Genomic DNA, 18,964 nt, shown 5'->3' with positions numbered 1-18,964 from the left:
GCTATACAAGTATTCAAGCATTAGTTGTTATGAGTAATATATGACTATAAAATTCAGTCCGCTTTCAAAATATGGCATTAACTATTCAAATGTCATCGAACTCTATAAGGAAGCTTTCACAACCGTTCGACGTGTACCTTCATGGATGCTTAGATACATGATGAGAAAAGGTAAACCAGGTTTTAGCGTGCTTTATGAAAATGATACTTGGATTGGTTTAATCTATATAACTCAGTATAAAGATATTGTATTTGTTCACTTTTTTGCGATCGATGCATCCCATCGTTCAAAGGGCTATGGCAGTAAAGTATTAGATTCAATGAGAGAAGAGTATTCTCAAAGCAGAATTGTACTTAATATTGAAGAGCTTGGTGATCACTTTGAAAACGCGCCACAGAGAGTAAAGCGAAAAGCGTTTTATGAAAATAATGGCTTTAGTTCTTCAGGGTATCTTATTAAAGAGCCTGAAGAGCGACTTGAAATGCTGATACTCGAAGGTAATATCAGCAAAGCAGAAATAAAAGCCATGTATAAGAACCTTTTTGGGGGAGTGCTTGGCTTTCTTTATCGACCTAAAGTCATTGAAATTTGTAGCAAGGACGATAAGTGATTTTCGTCTTTACAAAAACCACTTATTAAGGATTAGTTACCTGCATTATTAAGCATATGTATTTTTGGGGGCTTTGCTTTTATCTATTCTCCACATTGTGGGTAAGCAACCACTGATAAATGCTCATATCATAATCATCAAATCTATTATCATAAACCGCTTGAGAAAAGCCTCCTACTAATGCTTCAAGATTAAAAACAGCATGATGAATCGCATGCTCAGCATCAACCACAATAGATAGTTTAGGTAATACTTCTGGTTGGCAGTTATTTAATATCGAATTGTAAACCTTGATTGAATTATTAAAAGGGATAACTTCGTCATTAGTGGCATGAAACATCCATAGAGGAACACGTTCTATATCGCAAAAGTTATTTATTGTAGGATCTACATTATCAGCAAAAGCGGGTGATACTGCGGCAATAGCGGCAATTTTTTCAGGAAAATCTTTTGCGTAAGCGGCACTTAGAAAGCCGCCTTGACTATAGCCTGTTAAATATACCCTTGAGCTATCAATATCATAGGCACGAATAGCATACTCGACAAAAGCGTTTAGTCTTTCTTTATAACCCGCGCTTGGAACCGCACCTAAATGCGGAGCTAACACGACAAACGGTAAAGTATTATCCCATTCACCATCTTCAATAAGTTTTGGTATGCCATAATTATCAATCACGGCTTCAAGCGCTAACGTTGGATCTTTAGTGTTTGTAAACTCCAAGTTCCCGCCACCGCCATGTAAATAGATAATTAATGGCGCTTGCACCGTTGTTTGACCATACTCAACAGGTAAATGTTCAAGGTAGCTAAAGTTTGCGATAGTACTGCCAATAGGGCGGCGTGAAAAATTTTCTAAGGTATTGCTAATAACACGAATAATGCGCGTTTTTTCTAAAGCTAAATTTCCATCACTGTCAGTTACAGAGTACCTCACTAAATAATCACCCACTGCAGTGGTATTAACTTGGCTATTAATCTCAACTTGTGACGTTATATCTCCATCTTGTTGGTCTTCTGCCATCGCCCCAGATTCTATGTAATTATCTCCAAGAGCAAGTATGACCGTCTTTTCGCCAAGCAATGTAATGTTAGGTCTGTCGGGTTGATCGGAAAAATCGGTAATGGGCGCATCCCACCAAATCTCAACTGGAGGTGGATCAATAATAAGGCAAGCATCTTCTGAGCGGGCACAAGGTCTTTCGTCTGAGCCTCCACCACAACCGGGTATTAAAATAAAAACAATAAAAATTGCTGATGTTTTAAGCAGAAGGTTGGATATTGATTTCAAGGCTTTAGCCTTTTGTATGTATTGCATTATGAGGTGTCGAGAATTGATCATTAGAATTATTTTCCTTTATGTTGAGCACATCACAGAGTAACAATTTTTTAACATCTTAGCACGAACGGTTATAATTTATAGTTATCAGCTAAACAATACCTCTTGCTGAAATGTTAAGATGGTAAGTGACTAATAAGCAGTGTTAATTTAAGTCATATTTAGCTTAGCAACAGTTTAGCATCAGTTTAATAGCGCAATAATTTTCTCACCATAAAGCTCCACTTTAGTTTTGCCTAAGCCATTAACCTCAAGTAGTTGCTTTGATGTTTTTGGATTTTTTATAGCTATATCCATTAATGTTGCGTCATGAAAAACAACATATGCGGGTACGTTTCGCTCTTTTGCCCAGAGTGTTCGTTGTTGTTTAAGTTTCTCAAAGCTCGACATTTCTGCTGTCGTTAATTCATTTTTAATGGCTTGTTTTTTATTTTGAGCTGGTTTGGACTGTTTATACTTTGGCACTTTTAGTTGAATAGTACTTTCGCCTTTTAATAAAGGTCGTGCTTTTTCGGTTAATTTTAACACGCCATAATCCATTTCAACGGCTAAATAACCCATGGAAATGAGTTGTCTAAACACCGTTTGCCATTCCATCGCTTTGAGCTCGTTACCAATATTAAAGGTAGAGAGTTGTTGGTGATTTAAGCTGGTGATTTTTGGGGTTACTTTCCCAGTTAGTACATCAATTTGATGACCAACACCAAATCTTTGACCTGTTCTGTAAACCGTTGAAAGCGCTTTCTGGGCGGCACTGGTACCATCCCAAGTGGTTGGAGGGTTTAAGCAGTTATCACAATTACCGCAGGGCTCTGCTAATGATTCTCCGAAATAATTTAATAACACTTGTCTGCGACATGAACTAACTTCACAGTAACCCAATAATGCGTCTATTTTACGCTGGGTTATAAATTTAAACTGTTCATTACCGTCACTTTGACTTGCCATTTGTTTTAGTTTTATAACATCTTGCATGCCATACGCTAACCATGTGTTGGCATGCATACCGTCTCGGCCCGCGCGTCCGGTTTCTTGGTAGTATGCTTCGATACTTTTTGGTAAGTTTAAATGTGCTACAAACCTAACATCTGGCTTATCAATGCCCATACCAAAAGCGATAGTGGCAACAATAATAATACCGTCTTCTCTAAGGAATCGTTGTTGGTTACTATCTTTAACCTCATTAGCCAAGCCTGCGTGATAAGGCAAGGCTGTTTTTCCTTGTTCACATAACCATTGAGCGGTTGTTTCTACTGATTTTCGAGACAAACAATACACAATACCTGCGTCATTTTCGTGTTCGGTATTAATAAACTGCAATAACTGTTCTTTACTATTTTTTTGTTCACTAATGCGGTATTGAATATTGGGTCTATCAAAGCTGTGTACAAACGTTTTAGCACCCGTTAAGTTCAAAACTTGAATGATTTCATCTCGAGTTTTAAGATCTGCTGTTGCGGTTAAGGCAATTTTGGGTGTATTCGGGTATCTATGCCCTATGATAGAAAGTTTTTGGTACTCAGGTCTAAAATCATGACCCCACTGTGAGACACAATGCGCTTCGTCGAAAGCAAATAACGCGATATTGATACGGTCAAGAAGGGAGAGAAAATAGTCACTTAATAGTCTTTCCGGCGCCACATACAATAAATCAACATTGCCTGAGGTTATAAGTTGTTCAACACGGCGCTGTTCATCATGGTCTTGAGAAGAGTTTAAAAACTCAGCTTTTACCCCTTGCAGTTTTAACGCGTCCACTTGATCTTTCATCAAAGCGATAAGGGGCGACACCACAATACCCACACCTTGCAACACAATAGCTGGAATTTGGTAACACAGTGATTTACCGCCACCGGTTGGCATAAGGGTAAATACATCTCCACCATTAATGATTTCACTAATGATATTCGCTTGTTGATGACGAAAATCTGTATAACCAAATGTGTTTTGTAATACGGATTTTGCGTTGTTGATATTCAAATTAAGTCCCTTTGATAGCCAGATAATTTAAATCAGCTGAGTTGATTAGCGAACACCCAAATTCTCGAAAAAACATTCGGATATAAGCCTATTTTAATAAGCTATTTTTATTCTATTTAATTAGCAATTTAGTTAACAATTTAGTTAGTAATATATAGCATACGAAATACTTGGCGAAGATATCATTTATTTTTCAATAAATGAACAGGACGAACATTTGCATGGTTGATGATTATTGTGTGAGTCAGCCTACCGGTTAATGATTATAGCCTGCTATATGAAATACGTAATCAATAGGGTGGGTGACGTAATATCAAATATATGCCCAATTAACTGTTCTAAGTATTTACCTTGTAACGTTTATTCAACGTATAACGTTTTAATGAGCTCAATTGTACTCAGGGCTAATTTATCCAGCCTTATATACACCTAAATATAAACACAAGCACGAGTGCAAATAAGATCGATTATCATTTGCGTTTGGTGTTTTTGTTCGTTAATATCTAAATCCTCACTAATTAAGACATTAATATAAAAGTAAAAAACATGAACTCTCAACTAAAATCTCATCAAAAAAACAAAATGACATTAGGTGCACAAGCCGTAGCTGCGGCATTGGTATTTAGTGGTACATCAGCATACGCTGAAAATAACGTAGAAAATTGTGAAACAGACAGTACCGTTATTTGTGAATCGAAAGAAATTAATAAATCTGAAGAAGCGATCGAATTAATTAAAGTTCATGGCGCTAAAACTTCAGTATATTTACATGATGAATCTGGCGATATTCGTCGTGTTGCCGAACTTGTTGATACGCCGCAAATGATCACCGTTTTGACACAAGATCAAATCATAGAAGCGGGTAAAACCGACCTTAAAGATATACTTTCTGCCCAAGCGGGTATTACTTTAGGTACAGGCGAAAATGGTAACGCTTTTGGTGATCGTTATATTATTCGTGGCCATGAAGCACGCAGTGATGTTTTTGTTGATGGTTTAAGAGACCCAGGAATGAGCACACGAGAAAGTTTTGCTACTGAACGTGTTGAAATTACGAAAGGGCCAAGTTCAACTTTTGCGGGTCGAGGCTCATCGGGTGGTGCGGTTAACAGCATTACTAAAAAGGCTTCTGTAAATTATAACTTTGGTCGTGTTGATGCTGGTTTAGGTAGTGATGAATATAAACGTGTAACACTAGATTATAATTTACCCTTGTCAGAGAATACTGCAGTTCGACTTAATGCCTTGATTTCTGATGAAGATAAGCCTGACCGTGAAGGCGTTTCAAATGAGAGAAAGGGTGTACAAATATCAGGTGTATATCTTCCAACACAAGCGTTATCAATTACCGCTGATGGTTATTATTTAGATGCTGAAGATGTACCTGATTTAGGCAGTTATTATGATCAAAGTGCACGTGCACCTGTAAAAGATATTCCGGTATATTCACAAGCGTCGGACTTTTTAACGTCTGAGGTGAAAACATTTACGTTACGCACTGAGTATGAAGTTAACGATAATATCTCCATATATAATGCTACTCGTTTTGGTGAGACTAAAAATGGTTACATTACTACAGGGGCAAGTGGTACAACTCGCGCAGATTCTGATACAGAAGCTCCTGGTGCAGCAACTATTGGTTTAAGTACACACCAAGGTTATCAAGATGTTTCATACGTGAGTACGCAGTTTAACTTGTTCTGGAACACTTCTGTTTTTGACGTAGAAAACAACTTTGTTTTTGGCTTTGAATACAGCGATGAAAGTGTTAACAACGGTGTATATGATATTGAATATAATAACCCAACCAATTGTATAACCTCGGGTCGACGTGGCGATAGTGCCGGCTACTGTATTATCGACGGTGCAGGTGAGCAGCTTGATAACCTTGATCAATTGATGGGACGAACTTATAGCCGTGGCGATAACGATGCAGTACTAGATATTGAAACTGTGTCAGTTTACATGCTTGATACGGTACATGTAACCGATCAACTTGATGTGTTTTATGGCGCTAGATTAGATAATTTTGATTACAGTAATGAAGCAACAAGTGGCGGAACATCAGCACTTTATGCTTATTCAGATACTATGTACAATGGTAATTTTGGTATAATCTATGACTTTTCTGAAGACGTTAATGTTTATGCAAATTACAGCACAGCAACCAATATTAATGGTGGAGAAACTGATTTAGGCGCGAATTGTGGCTATGGCGGAGTTTGTGGTAATGCAACACAAGTACCAGATTCGGATCCTGAGCGTGTAGAAAACATTGAAATTGGTACAAAGTTAATGCTACTTGACGATAACTTTATGTTCAGTGCGTCTATCTTTCAAATAACTAAAGATGATGTTATGGAAAGTGTAGGTGACGATGATTATGCTACTTTAGGTACGTTAAATACTGGCGAGAATAGAGTTCGTGGTATTGAAGTTGGCTTTGTTGGTAATATAACTGAAAACCTCAGTGTACAGTTCTCTGCTACGTCAATGGACTCTGAAGTGTTAGACTCGATAAATGATGAAAGTATTGGTTTAGCGTTAAGTAACTTCGCTGAAAAAAGTGTTTACTTACAGCTAAGATATGAGCTTAATGAATCGTTTGTTGTTGGTGGTGATTATGCTTACCAAAGCGAGATGTATGCGGGTCAACCAGATACAGCTGCAGGTTATGACAGCGAAAATAGCCGATACAGCGTTGTTGTACCAAGCTACCAAGTTGTTAACTTATTTGCTAACTACTACGCGACTGACGATTTAACCTTTAGATTAAATATTGGTAATGCATTCAACGAAGAGTATTTTACAGCCGCATATCGCTCGGGTGCATTTATGTATTTAGGCAGTGCTACCAGTACAAAACTTACCGCAACATATGAGTTTTAATAAAGACTAAATCCATGGTATTAGTTTCTGATAGAAACTAAGTAGAATTGAGTTAAACAGGTAAAGTAATCGTAATGATTGTTATAGAAAAAATATTATCTAAAGAAGAAGTTAATGCTTATCGTCAACAGCTTGCTAACGCCCCTTGGGGTGACGGTGGCAATACAGCGATGGGTATGGCGGCTTCGGTGAAAAATAACAATCAAGCTGATGCCACTGATAACCATGTGCGTCAATTAGCTAACCAGCTATTGTCGCGCATTGGTGAAACACCAAAAGTTGTATCAGCGGCTTTACCGAATAAAATATTTCCACCTTGTTTCAATCGTTTTAGCGAAACTCAAGAATATGGCTATCATGTTGATGCTGCAATAATGAGAGTTGCAGGTAGCTCTGAAGTATTACGCAGTGATATGTCAATGACCACATTTTTGAGTGAGCCTGAAGAATATCAAGGTGGGGAGTTAATTATATCTACCGAATTTGGTCAGCAGTCAATTAAACTGCCTGCTGGCTATGCGGTAGTATATCCGTCAAGTAGCTTGCACAAAGTCACCGCTGTAACACAAGGACAACGCGTTGCCGCCATTACTTGGATGCAAAGCATGATTTCAGATGCCACTATTCGTCAAAACCTTTATCAGTTAGATCAAACGATACAAAATCTTATTAAAGAAAATAAAACCTCAAGAACTGAATTAGACAATTTGCACAATGTTTACCACAACTTAATTCGACAGTTTGCGCAGTTGTAGTAAATCTTTTGCTTTTTATCGCTAAAAAACAGCTCAATACAACGCTAACATCAGTAAATGCTAACTAAATAAACTATTTACTCGATTAGCTATATCGTTAGATATTCAGCGCAAAGCTCAACAATACCCGCTTTCCCGACTCAATTTTAGATACACTGTGTTCATATTTATCTGGGCGAAAAAGATATACCCGATTAAATAAATTTATAATGCAGTTTGAGCATTCAAACACGCCACCGACTTTAGCTTTCACCAACACAAAATTAAGTTTGTAATAACGTCCTTTTTGTACCGGATCACTGTGTTTCATCACACTGTGGTTAGTAGGGTAGGTGACATAATTAATAGAAAAAATTCTACTGGCAAAAATTGCTTTATTTGTTACTTTGGCGATCATAGCCACTCCATTATTTTGAGCTTAATAGTCAATATCTATAACACTCAGACCCAATAATATTGGGTTAAACAATGTCAATTACAAGCGATGAAACGCCAATGAGTTTATTTAGTTATTTAAGAATAAATCATGGCTTGAATAAACCATGGCTTGAATAAACCTAAGTTGCCGTTATATAAAGCCAGTTAACACCTAGCATAAAAATGCTCGGTGTTGATAGGGTGGTCTGAAATGTCAGGGCGCTAACAAGCTATTGCGCACAAGAGCTAATTTTTATGAGCTATGGCGAGAGTCACGATATTGTTTTGGTGAAATACCGACTAATTTCTTGAACAAGCGAGAGAAATAGTAAGGGTCGCTATAGCCTAAGCCACTAGCAATGTCTTTAATGGCAATATCGCTATTATCGAGTTGTGAACAAGCATGCTGAATTTTCATATTAATAAAGTGTTGAATAGGGGAGCTGTCGGTTAACTCCTTAAACTTTTTCGCAAAATGAAATTTAGATAATTGGCTATAATGCGCTAACGTATCTAAGCTCAATTCTTGATGCAAGCTGTTACGCATCAATGCTTCAACCGCCTCTAAATCAAAGCTCGAACTGTTGTTAAACATGGTTAAACGTAGTTGCAATGCGAGAAAGCTTAAAGCTTGCTGTAAAATATGCACGGCATGAATAACGTTGGTTGCTGTATAGCCGCGCGCCCCCAATGCTAGTAGATGATCAAAATCGCCAACAATATTATTCAGCACACCTACGTGCGCGACACCATTATCCATTTTCATTAGCAGTCGATCGGCAAAGTCTTGTGCTAACGTGCCTGTAAAGTTAATCCAGTAAACAATATTGTTAGTCGCTTTGCTATCACGGTTACTGAGTTGCTTTTCATTGTGACTAATTTTAGCGGCGATATGTTTAGATTTTTCAAGTGTAAAGTTAAAAGGGGTGTTGGCATTGATAATAACAAGATCGCCACGTTCTATTATTTTTTCTTTACCTTGGTAGTATAATTTACCCGCACCTGACAAACAATAAATCAAGCGATGGCAATGGCTATTATCGTGTTGCAACTTATAGTTGTTATTAGCCTGTGTTATGCCTAAAGAAACTGGATATAGCCCGTCAGTTAACCGGTGCTTAGATAACTTTTTTAATAAAAACACGGGTATAAATAAACGAATATCAGTTGAATTTTTTTGTTTGATAGTTGACATATTAACCTACAATTATTGTCGGTGTTATCTTGGTGGTCTAATCACAATATAGTCCATTAAATTGACAATAAAATCAATGTTCATTGTATTTTCAGTGTGTTCTAATTTCTATATTAAGTTTCCATTATCGAGTTTTACGACTAAAACTAGTGCATGAGTACTAACTAGGTTGTGAATTTAAGGTAATTATTGCTTCATGATGTTGCTGTTAACTATTTCCAAAACCGAAGCAGCTATTATGAAACAGCGATTTTGACAAATAAGAGAGTATGAGATGAATACTGAAAGATATCAGTTAAAAAATAAAATTCGCATTGTAACAGCGGCATCATTGTTTGATGGTCACGACGCGGCTATTAATATTATGCGTAGAATTTTGCAATCAAGCGGTGCAGAAGTTATTCATCTCGGTCATGACCGTAGTGTTGAGGAAGTCGTAAATACCGCGATTCAAGAAGACGCTAATGCCATTGCCATGACATCTTATCAAGGCGGCCATAACGAATATTTTAAATATATGTATGACCTGCTCAAAGAGCGCGGTTGTGAACATATTCGTATAGTAGGCGGCGGCGGTGGCGTTATTCTACCTGACGAAATTAAAATGCTGCAAGATTATGGCATCACTCGTATTTACTCACCTGATGATGGTCGTGCTCTTGGTTTACTTGGCATGATTGACGACATGTTAGAACGCTGTGATTTTAAAACTGGCGTAAACGTTAAAAAAGATGACGTTGCCAATTTAAAAAAAGGCGTGCCACTACAAGATAAAAAACAAGCCATTGCGCGTTTAATTTCAGCGGCAGAAAACGCACCAGAAGAAAACAAAAGCGACCTGACTAAAATTCGTAAGATTGCCGCAATCAGTAAAACTCCGGTATTAGGTATTACTGGCACCGGTGGTGCAGGTAAATCATCTTTAGTAGATGAGCTTATTCGACGCTTTTTAATGGCAACTAGTGATAGCAAAATTGCTATTGTGTCGGTTGATCCGTCAAAGCGTAAAACGGGTGGTGCTTTACTCGGTGACCGTATTCGTATGAACGCGGTGAATAACGACCGTGTTTATATGCGCTCGCTAGCAACACGTCAGTCTAACTTAGCCTTGTCAGTGTATGTGAACGACACGCTCGATATTTTAAAAGCGACTGACTTTGATTTAATTATTTTAGAAACTTCAGGTATTGGCCAGTCAGACACCGAAATTGAAGAGCATTCTGATGTTTCTTTATATGTGATGACACCAGAGTACGGTGCGGCAACACAGCTTGAAAAAATCGATATGTTAGATTTTGCTGACATTATCGCATTAAACAAATTTGATAAACGTGGTGCACTTGATGCACTTCGTGACGTTAAAAAACAATACAAACGCAACCGTGGCATGTTTGAAGCAGGCGATGATGAAGTACCCGTATACGGTACTATCGCGTCACAATTTAATGACCGTGGCATGACCGAGTTATACAACGCGGTGATCACAGCGTTAAATACAAAGTCAGGCTTAACCGTTGGTGATCTTTTATCTACTGAAGGCACGCTAGCGAATAAGAGTAGTGTTATTCCAGGTAACCGTATTCGTTACTTATCTGAAATATCAGAAAGTAACCGTGGTTACGACGCTTGGGTTGAAAAACAAACAACGGTTGCTCAAAAGCTTTATGGCATTCATCAAGCGATTGAAACAGCAAAAGAAACTGAGACAGATGTGTCAGCAGGTTTAGTTGCTCAACTTGAAACATTATATACCCATGTCGAGTTAGACTTAGATCCAAAAAATAAACTATTACTAGAGCAATGGGCAGATAAAGTTCAGCGTTATAAAGACCCTGAATTTAAATTTAAAGTACGTGATAAAGAGCTTTCAATCCAAACGCATACAAAATCGTTGTCGGGTAGTGCTATTCCAAAAATCAGCATGCCTAAGTATCAAGGTTGGGGTGACATTTTAAAGTGGAATCTACAAGAGAACGTACCCGGTGAATTCCCATACACCGCTGGTTTGTTCCCATTTAAACGTGAAGGTGAAGATCCAACACGTATGTTCGCCGGTGAAGGTGGCCCAGAACGTACTAACCGTCGTTTTCATTATGTCTCTAAAGGTATGCCAGCTAAACGTTTATCAACCGCGTTTGACTCGGTAACCTTATATGGTAACGATCCGGCTATTCGCCCTGATATTTACGGAAAAATTGGTAACGCCGGTGTTTCAATTTGTTGTTTAGATGACGCTAAAAAACTTTACTCTGGTTTTGACTTAGCACACGCCATGACTTCGGTTTCAATGACCATAAATGGTCCAGCGCCAATGTTGCTTGGTTTCTTCTTAAATGCCGCCATTGATCAACAATGTGAACGTTTTATCACTGAAAATGGTTTAGAAAAAGAAGTTGCTGCAACGATTAAAAAAATCTACCAAGGCAAAGGTTGTGAACGTCCGCAATATCAAGGCAACTTACCAGAAGGTAACGACGGTTTAGGCTTGATGTTATTGGGTGTTACGGGCGATCAAGTGTTGCCACCAGAAGTCTACAAAACGATAAAAGCGAAAACATTAACCTTGGTTCGCGGTACAGTACAAGCGGATATCTTAAAAGAAGATCAAGCTCAAAACACCTGTATTTTCTCCACTGAATTTGCATTGCGTTTAATGGGTGATGTACAAGAGTATTTTATTGATAAAGGCGTGCGTAATTTCTACTCAGTATCCATTTCTGGCTACCATATTGCAGAAGCTGGCGCGAACCCGATCACTCAATTGGCGTTAACTTTAGCGAATGGCTTTACGTTTGTAGAATATTACTTAAGCCGTGGTATGGACATCAACGAGTTTGGTCCAAACTTATCGTTCTTTTTCTCAAACGGTATTGACCCAGAATATGCGGTAATTGGCCGAGTGGCTCGTCGTATTTGGTCAAAGGCGATGAAGAATAAATATGGGGCTAATGCCCGTGCACAAATGTTGAAATACCATATTCAAACCTCTGGCCGTTCATTGCATGCACAAGAAATTGATTTCAATGACATTCGTACTACTTTGCAAGCGCTTTACGCTATCAACGATAACTGTAACTCTTTGCATACTAATGCTTATGATGAAGCAATCACAACGCCGACTGAAGACAGTGTTCGTCGTGCAATGGCAATTCAATTAATTATCAACCGTGAATTAGGACTTTCTAAAAATGAAAACCCAATTCAAGGCGCGTTTATTATTGAAGAGTTAACCGATTTAGTCGAAGAAGCAGTATTAACTGAATTTGACCGTATTAATGAACGTGGTGGTGTACTGGGCGCGATGGAAACTATGTACCAGCGTGGGAAAATTCAAGAAGAAAGTATGCATTACGAGCACTTAAAACATTCAGGTGAGTTCCCTATTATTGGCGTTAATACCTTCTTAAGTTCAACTGGATCACCCACAATTGTGCCTGAAGAAGTTATTCGTGCTACTGAAGAAGAAAAAACCTATCAAATTGAGATGTTAGCCAGTTTAAATAAAGCCAATGAAGCTGAAGTAGAAGTATTACTTAAACGCTTACAAACAGCGGCAATTAAGCATGAAAACATTTTTGAACTGATGATGGATGCTTGTAAGGTTTGTTCTTTAGGACAAATTGTAAATTCACTATTTGAAGCTGGCGGTCAATACCGTCGCAACATGTAAGCTTTGTTCAATTAATATTAGCAACCAGATGGGTATGAGTGATGAGTAATTACCAAGCGCCAATGCGCGATATGCAATTTTTATTGCATGAAGTTTTTAATGCTGAAAAATTATGGTCAACCATGCCGGCTGTTGCCGAGCTAATTGATAAAGACACCGCCGATGCGATTTTATCGGAGGGCGCAAAGTTAACCGCTGGTGTTATCGCGCCCTTGAATCGAAACAGTGATGAACAAGGTGCTACTTGGTCAAGCGGAGAGGTAACTACACCTGACGGTTTTGCTAAAGCATATCAAATGTATTGCGAAGGTGGTTGGGGGGCGTTAAGTGGCGATCCTGAGCATGGTGGTATGGGTATGCCAAAAATGCTGCAATCGTTTGTCGAAGAAATGACCCAATCAGCCTCTATATCATTCGCGCTATATCCCATGCTAACAGCTGGCGCTAGTTTAGCGCTGAGTGCACATGCCAGTGAAGAAATGAAGCAAACTTACCTTGAGAACATGTACTCTGGTAAATGGGCTGGCACTATGTGTTTAACTGAGCCACATGCCGGTAGCGATTTAGGTATTATGACCGCAAAAGCGGAAGCGTTAGATGATGGTAGTTTTGCTTTATCGGGCACCAAAATATTTATTACTGGCGGTGAGCAAGACTTAACTGAAAACATTATCCATTTAGTGTTAGCAAAAATACCGGGCGCACCAGAAGGCCCTCGTGGTATTTCTATGTTCGTAGTGCCTAAATTTTTATTAAAGGATGATGGCAGCTTAGGCGCTAGAAATACGGTTACTTGTGGTTCAATTGAACACAAAATGGGCATTAAAGGTTCAGCAACTTGTGTGATGAACTTTGATACCGCTACAGGCTTTTTAGTTGGCGAAGAAAACAAAGGTTTAAATTACATGTTCACTATGATGAACTATGAACGTTTAGGCATGGGCATTCAAGGCGTTGGTGCGGCTGAAACCTCATATCAACAAGCGGCAGAATACGCCATTGAACGTATTCAAGGCCGCAGCGCTACAGGTGTTAAATCAGCGGATAAAAAAGCTGACTCGCTTATCGTTCATCCTGATGTTAGAAAAATGCTGCTTACTATGCGTGCCTTTAACGAAGGTGGCCGCTGTTTTTCTACGTATGTTGCTAAACAACTCGATATTGTTAAGTTTTCTGTTGATGATGTTGAAAAACAACAAGCCGAAGCCTTAGTTGCATTATTAACGCCGGTTGCTAAAGCATTTATGACCGATATGGCTTATGAAAGCTGTAACTTAGGGCAAATGGTTTTTGGTGGTCATGGTTATGTGCGCGAATGGGGCCAAGAACAACTCGTACGCGATGTGCGTATTGCTCAAATTTACGAAGGCACTAATGGCATTCAAGCACTGGATTTACTCGGGCGTAAAGTCGTTGCCAATAAGGGTAAGTTTCTTGATGTCTATTTTACTGAGATAACAACATTTATCGACCAACATGCTAATAACCAAGCATTGACTGGTTTTGTTCAACCTTTAGCTGTTGCTCTAGAAAAATTAAAAGCAGTGACAGGGTTAATTATTGCTGAGCATGATCAAGATAAAAATATGGTTGGTGCCTCGGCAAGCGATTACTTAGCCGCCTTTGGTTTACTAAGCTATGCCTATATGTGGGTTTTGATGGCAGAAAAGTCATCAGCACATAAAGATGAAGATTTTTATCAAGCAAAGCTTTATGTTGGTGTATTTTTTAATGAACGATTATTGCCAAGAATTGATGGTCATATTCATGCCATTGAAGCCGGTAGTAAATCATTAATGGCTATGCCAGAAAACCTCTTTAATTATAACCATTAAGGTTTGCTAAATCACTGGGCTAAACTGAGCTAAACGGGACTAAAGTTTAATTGTTTTGGTCTATGTTTTATTGAATGCTAATTGATTTTAACATTACGTAAATCTACTTTATTAATGGCTGAATTTCATCACGAAGTTCAGCCATTAATATTATGTATAAAAAGGCGCTTAATATGCTGAACATACCAGAAAAATTCACCGCATTTCGTATTCATAAAAATGATAAAAACATTACCAGCGGTTTCGAGCAGATTAGTCTAAACGACTTAACCGCTGGCGAAGTGGTTGTTAAGGTTGCTTATTCAGACATTAACTATAAAGATGCGCTAGCAGCAACGGGTAAAGGTCGCATTTTAAGAACTTACCCATTAGTCGGCGGCATTGATTTATCAGGCGTTGTCGTTAGCTCTGAAGACTCGCGTTTTCAGACCGGCGATAAAGTGCTAGTTTGTGGCGCGCAATTATCAGAGCTTTATGATGGTGGTTATAGTGAATATGCCCGTGTTAAGGCCGACTCAATCGTTAACTTGCCTATTGGCATGAGTTTACGTGATGTTATGGCGCTAGGCACTGCCGGTTATACTGCGGCGCTTGCGATACAGCGAATGGAAGATAACGGTCAAATACCAGAACGAGGCCCAATTGTTGTTACGGGTGCTACGGGCGGTGTCGGTAGTTTTGCGATTAACATGTTGTCGAATATTGGCTATGAAGTTATTGCCTATACGGGTAAAACAGAACAAGAACCCTATTTAAAAGCGTTGGGAGCAAGCAAGTTAATTAATCGTCATGATATTGAAATGGGTACCAAGCCATTAGAAAATGCCCAATGGGGCGGGGCGATTGATAATGTTGGTGGTGATACTTTAGCTTGGTTAACTCGCACAACAAACATTTGGGGCAATATTGCTTCGATTGGCTTGGCTGGTGGTTACAAACTTGAATCAACGGTTATGCCTTTTATTTTACGTGGTGTTAGCTTGCTTGGTATTAACTCAGTTGAAATGCCCTTATCGGTTAGAACACAAGGATGGAAGCGCTTAGCTAGCGATTTAAAACCTACTAAGCTCGATCTTATTTCTCCTACCACCATTAAATTTGCTGATTTACCTCAAGCGTTTGACGCTTATGTCGAAGGTAGTGTTACTGGACGAACCGTAGTTGAAATTGATGCGAGCCTAGATTAACCGCGATTGATTCAAAATATAATATGTGTAAATACAAAGTTAAGGATTAATATGTCACCGGTAATATTTAGCGAAATAAAAACAAAAAATAATAAGCGCATTGCATTTGCAGAATTAAATGCCCCAAAATCGCTTAATGCTCTTAACATGAGTATGTTTGTGTTATTGCATAAACAACTACTGGCATGGCAAAGCAATGATGAAATTGCCATGGTAATTATTCAAGGGGCAGGAGATAAAGCCTTTTGCGCTGGTGGTGATGTTGTTAGCTTATGCCATACGCTTAAAGAGGAAAGAGAAAATAGCGCTAACATTGAGTCGAATTACTTAACACAAACATCGGCTAGTATAATCAATGACGAAACTATTATTGCATCCTTTGGGCATGAGTTTTTCTCACTAGAGTATCAAGTAGATCAACTGATACACGAATTTACTAAACCCACTTTAGTTTGGGGTGACGGGTATATCATGGGCGGTGGTATTGGCTTATTTGCTGGTGCGAGTCATAAAGTGGTTACCGAAAAAACCTTGCTAGCTATGCCCGAAATCACGATAGGTTTATATCCCGATGTTGGTGCAAGTTGGTTTCTTAATAAAATGCCTAATAATATCGGGCTATTTTTAGGTATGACGGGCGCAATTTTTAATGCGGCAGACGCGTTAAACATTGGTTTAGCTAATGTTGGTATTAACAGTAGCTTTAAAAATGATGTAATAGCAGACCTGAGTAATATTGATTGGCAAAGTAATAACGAAAACTATGACTTGCTTGATCAAGCATTGAGTAAGTTTGTTCAACAAAGTGAGCAAGCATTCAAATCAATGCTATCTAACATAGTCGAGCATCAAGCGGTGATTACACAATTAACCCATTTTGATAATGGCGCAGATATCTATCAAGCTATTTTAGCCCTAGAAACTGATAATGACTGGTTACAGCGAGCACAAGGTAAGCTGAGAAAAGGTAGCCCGCTTTCGGCGATAATAACCTATCAACATTTAATAATGAGTAAAGATCTCACTTTAGCAGAATGCTTTGCCGCTGATATCAACTTAAGTTTACGTTGTTGTCAGTATCCAGAATTAAGTGAAGGCGTTCGGGCACTGCTGATAGATAAAGATAAAAGTCCGCGCTGGACCTATGAAAACATAAACGATATTCCTGCAGAATTACTGACTTGGTTTTTTACCCCTTTAAAAAACCTAAGCAAATAAATTATTAATATCGGCTTTAACTCATTTAATACCTATGTAGTTTAAAGCCGACGTTACAAATAAATTAAAAGATAAACAGAGGATTAACTATGAATTTAAACGGTAAAACTATAGTAGTGACTGGCGGCGGACAAGGTCTTGGTCGTGCAATTGCCTTAAACTTGGCAAAATCAGGCGCAAAAATAGCACTTATTGATCTCAATGAAGAGCAATTGCAAACCACCGTTAGCTTGATTGAAGAAGCAGGTTCGCAAGCTAAATACTATTTAGCAAATGTAACTAATGAAAGTGAAGTAGAAGCAATATTTGTCAAAATTAATGATGACTTCTCAGGTATCGATGGCTTAATCAACAATGCCGGTATTTTACGTGATGGTATGTTTGTTAAAGCTAAAGATGGCGTTGTAAGTAAAAAAATGTCACTAGATCAATTTCAATCAGTCATTGATGTTAATTTAACGGGCGTGTTTTTATGTGGACGAGAAGCTGCTGTTCATATGATTGAGGGCAAACGTAAGGGCGTGATCATTAATATGTCATCAATTGCCCGTGGCGGTAATATGGGCCAAACTAATTATGCTGCATCAAAAGCTGGCGTAGTGGCAATGACAGTTACATGGGCGAGAGAGCTTGGCCGCCATGGTATTCGTGTTGGTGCAATTGCACCTGGTGTTATTCGCACAGCAATGACAGATGCAATGAAACCTGAAATGCGTCAACGCTTAGAGAGCATGAAGCCTGTTGGTCGTTTAGGCGAAGCTGATGAAATAGCTCATACCGTTAACTACATTATTGAAAATGAATTTTTCACCGGACGTGTTGTAGAGATTGATGGTGGCTTGTGCATGTAAATGCGATACTCATTATTGAATGTGCAGCTTAAATTGTTGAATATATAAGTCATCTGCACAGGCGTGCTCTTATCCTTAAGAGCAAGGCATCGTTAATACTTACTTTGTATATAACGATGCCTTCAGAGTAAATTGCTAGTTTATAGCGTATTTGAAGCAACTAAATAAGAAAGTAATGATGAATAAAGCACTTTTCCTTGATAGAGATGGCATCATCAATGTAGACCATGGTTATGTTCATAAAGCAGAAGATTTTGAATTTTTAGAAGGAATATTTGAGTTATGCCAACTAGCTATAGACAAAGGTTATCAAATATTCGTTATAACTAACCAAGCAGGTATAGCTCGAGGTTATTATGATATAGCGACTTTTGAAATTTTATCGAATTGGATGGTTAATGAATTTAGTAAGCACAAGGTAACGATAACGAAAGTGTACTTCTGTCCACATCATCCTACAAAAGGCGTTAACAACTTTGTCATGCCATGCAAGTGTCGCAAACCTGAACCAGGTATGATTAATCAAGCACAGAAAGAGTATGGTATTACCTTAGCGGATAGTATTTTTATTGGCGATAAAGTTTCTGACATGCAAGCAGCCGATAATGCAGGTATAAAATCTAGAATTTTAGTCGATAGCCGCTATACTCAAGAGTCACCTACAGACAATCTTGAAGGTGTAATTCGCATCAATGAGCTAAAACAAGCTATTGAATATATCGTTTAAGCTTGAATTATCGTCATATTGTATAATTAAAAAGCAAACAAACACATTATCGAAATTAAATGCACTTTAGGTGTTGACGTGAGGTCAAAAATCTCTAAAATACGCTCCAGTTCCAAGGGGTCACCCCAACGAACTGTTTTAATAAGTTATCTAGCACGGTTTAGGCTGATTTAGATAACTTAACGTTTTAAAGATAGGTTTTGAAAGTTTTAAAAACTTTTAAAATAAATTCAAATAAAACGTTGACATTAAAACTGAGTTGCGTAGAATGCGCATCTCGCTTCAGGCAAGGCC

Annotated in this window: 13 protein-coding genes; 9 read left to right on the top strand and 4 right to left on the bottom strand. The window is 38.4% G+C overall.

The annotated features are described in order from the left end of the window. The first annotated feature begins 40 nt into the window (after positions 1-40). The gene (locus H4J50_RS08455; protein WP_182255684.1) at positions 41-610 is read left to right on the top strand and encodes a GNAT family N-acetyltransferase; all 570 of its coding nucleotides are present in this window, start codon (positions 41-43) and stop codon (positions 608-610) included. Positions 611-689: 79 nt separating this feature from the next. Here H4J50_RS08455 and H4J50_RS08450 read toward each other — a convergent pair whose 3' ends face one another. Further along, the gene (locus H4J50_RS08450; RefSeq protein WP_182255682.1) at positions 690-1,949 is read right to left on the bottom strand and encodes an alpha/beta fold hydrolase; all 1,260 of its coding nucleotides are present in this window, start codon (positions 1,947-1,949) and stop codon (positions 690-692) included. Between the two features lie 180 nt (positions 1,950-2,129). After that, entirely contained in the window at positions 2,130-3,926 is a 1,797-nt protein-coding gene (gene recQ / locus H4J50_RS08445) for a DNA helicase RecQ (protein WP_220466139.1), read from the bottom strand. Positions 3,927-4,472: 546 nt separating this feature from the next. Between recQ and H4J50_RS08440 the strand changes: the two genes are divergently transcribed. Both H4J50_RS08440 and H4J50_RS08435 read left to right on the top strand, forming a co-directional pair. Continuing rightward, entirely contained in the window at positions 4,473-6,815 is a 2,343-nt protein-coding gene (locus H4J50_RS08440) for a TonB-dependent siderophore receptor (protein ID WP_182255680.1), read from the top strand. A gap of 74 nt (positions 6,816-6,889) precedes the next feature. Next, positions 6,890-7,570, top strand: a complete 681-nt coding sequence (locus H4J50_RS08435) for a Fe2+-dependent dioxygenase (RefSeq protein WP_182255678.1) — start codon at positions 6,890-6,892, stop codon at positions 7,568-7,570. Positions 7,571-7,667: 97 nt separating this feature from the next. Here the strand turns inward: H4J50_RS08435 and H4J50_RS08430 are convergent, their stop codons facing one another. Both H4J50_RS08430 and H4J50_RS08425 read right to left on the bottom strand, forming a co-directional pair. Beyond that, a complete protein-coding gene (locus H4J50_RS08430) occupies positions 7,668-7,967 on the bottom strand; it encodes a 2OG-Fe(II) oxygenase (RefSeq protein ID WP_182255676.1) in 300 nt (99 codons plus the stop codon). Positions 7,968-8,240: 273 nt separating this feature from the next. Then, positions 8,241-9,182, bottom strand: coding sequence for an AraC family transcriptional regulator (locus H4J50_RS08425; protein ID WP_182255674.1), 942 nt, complete (start codon positions 9,180-9,182; stop codon positions 8,241-8,243). A gap of 274 nt (positions 9,183-9,456) precedes the next feature. On the opposite strand from H4J50_RS08425, the gene H4J50_RS08420 reads away from it, so the two are divergent. The 6 genes from H4J50_RS08420 (at position 9,457) to gmhB (ending at position 18,670) form a co-directional block, all read left to right on the top strand. Then, positions 9,457-12,852 carry a methylmalonyl-CoA mutase family protein gene (locus H4J50_RS08420; RefSeq protein WP_182255672.1) on the top strand — a complete coding sequence of 1,132 codons (3,396 nt, stop codon included), beginning with the start codon at positions 9,457-9,459 and terminating at the stop codon, positions 12,850-12,852. Positions 12,853-12,893: 41 nt separating this feature from the next. Continuing rightward, a complete protein-coding gene (locus H4J50_RS08415) occupies positions 12,894-14,687 on the top strand; it encodes an acyl-CoA dehydrogenase C-terminal domain-containing protein (protein WP_182255670.1) in 1,794 nt (597 codons plus the stop codon). A gap of 173 nt (positions 14,688-14,860) precedes the next feature. Then, a complete protein-coding gene (locus tag H4J50_RS08410) occupies positions 14,861-15,874 on the top strand; it encodes an oxidoreductase (protein WP_182255668.1) in 1,014 nt (337 codons plus the stop codon). A 51-nt stretch (positions 15,875-15,925) separates the two neighbouring features. Further along, positions 15,926-17,092, top strand: coding sequence for an enoyl-CoA hydratase/isomerase family protein (locus H4J50_RS08405; protein WP_182255666.1), 1,167 nt, complete (start codon positions 15,926-15,928; stop codon positions 17,090-17,092). A gap of 89 nt (positions 17,093-17,181) precedes the next feature. Further along, complete coding sequence (locus H4J50_RS08400) at positions 17,182-17,943, top strand: SDR family oxidoreductase (protein WP_182255664.1); 762 nt, start codon at positions 17,182-17,184, stop codon at positions 17,941-17,943. A gap of 175 nt (positions 17,944-18,118) precedes the next feature. Further along, the gene (gmhB, locus tag H4J50_RS08395) at positions 18,119-18,670 is read left to right on the top strand and encodes a D-glycero-beta-D-manno-heptose 1,7-bisphosphate 7-phosphatase (RefSeq protein ID WP_182255662.1); all 552 of its coding nucleotides are present in this window, start codon (positions 18,119-18,121) and stop codon (positions 18,668-18,670) included. Positions 18,671-18,964: the final 294 nt, after the last annotated feature.

Source organism: Colwellia sp. 6M3, assembly GCF_014077595.1.
Lineage (GTDB): Bacteria > Pseudomonadota > Gammaproteobacteria > Enterobacterales > Alteromonadaceae > Cognaticolwellia.
Note: the sequence above shows the minus strand (reverse complement) of the source record. Positions and strands in the feature narration are given on the sequence as shown.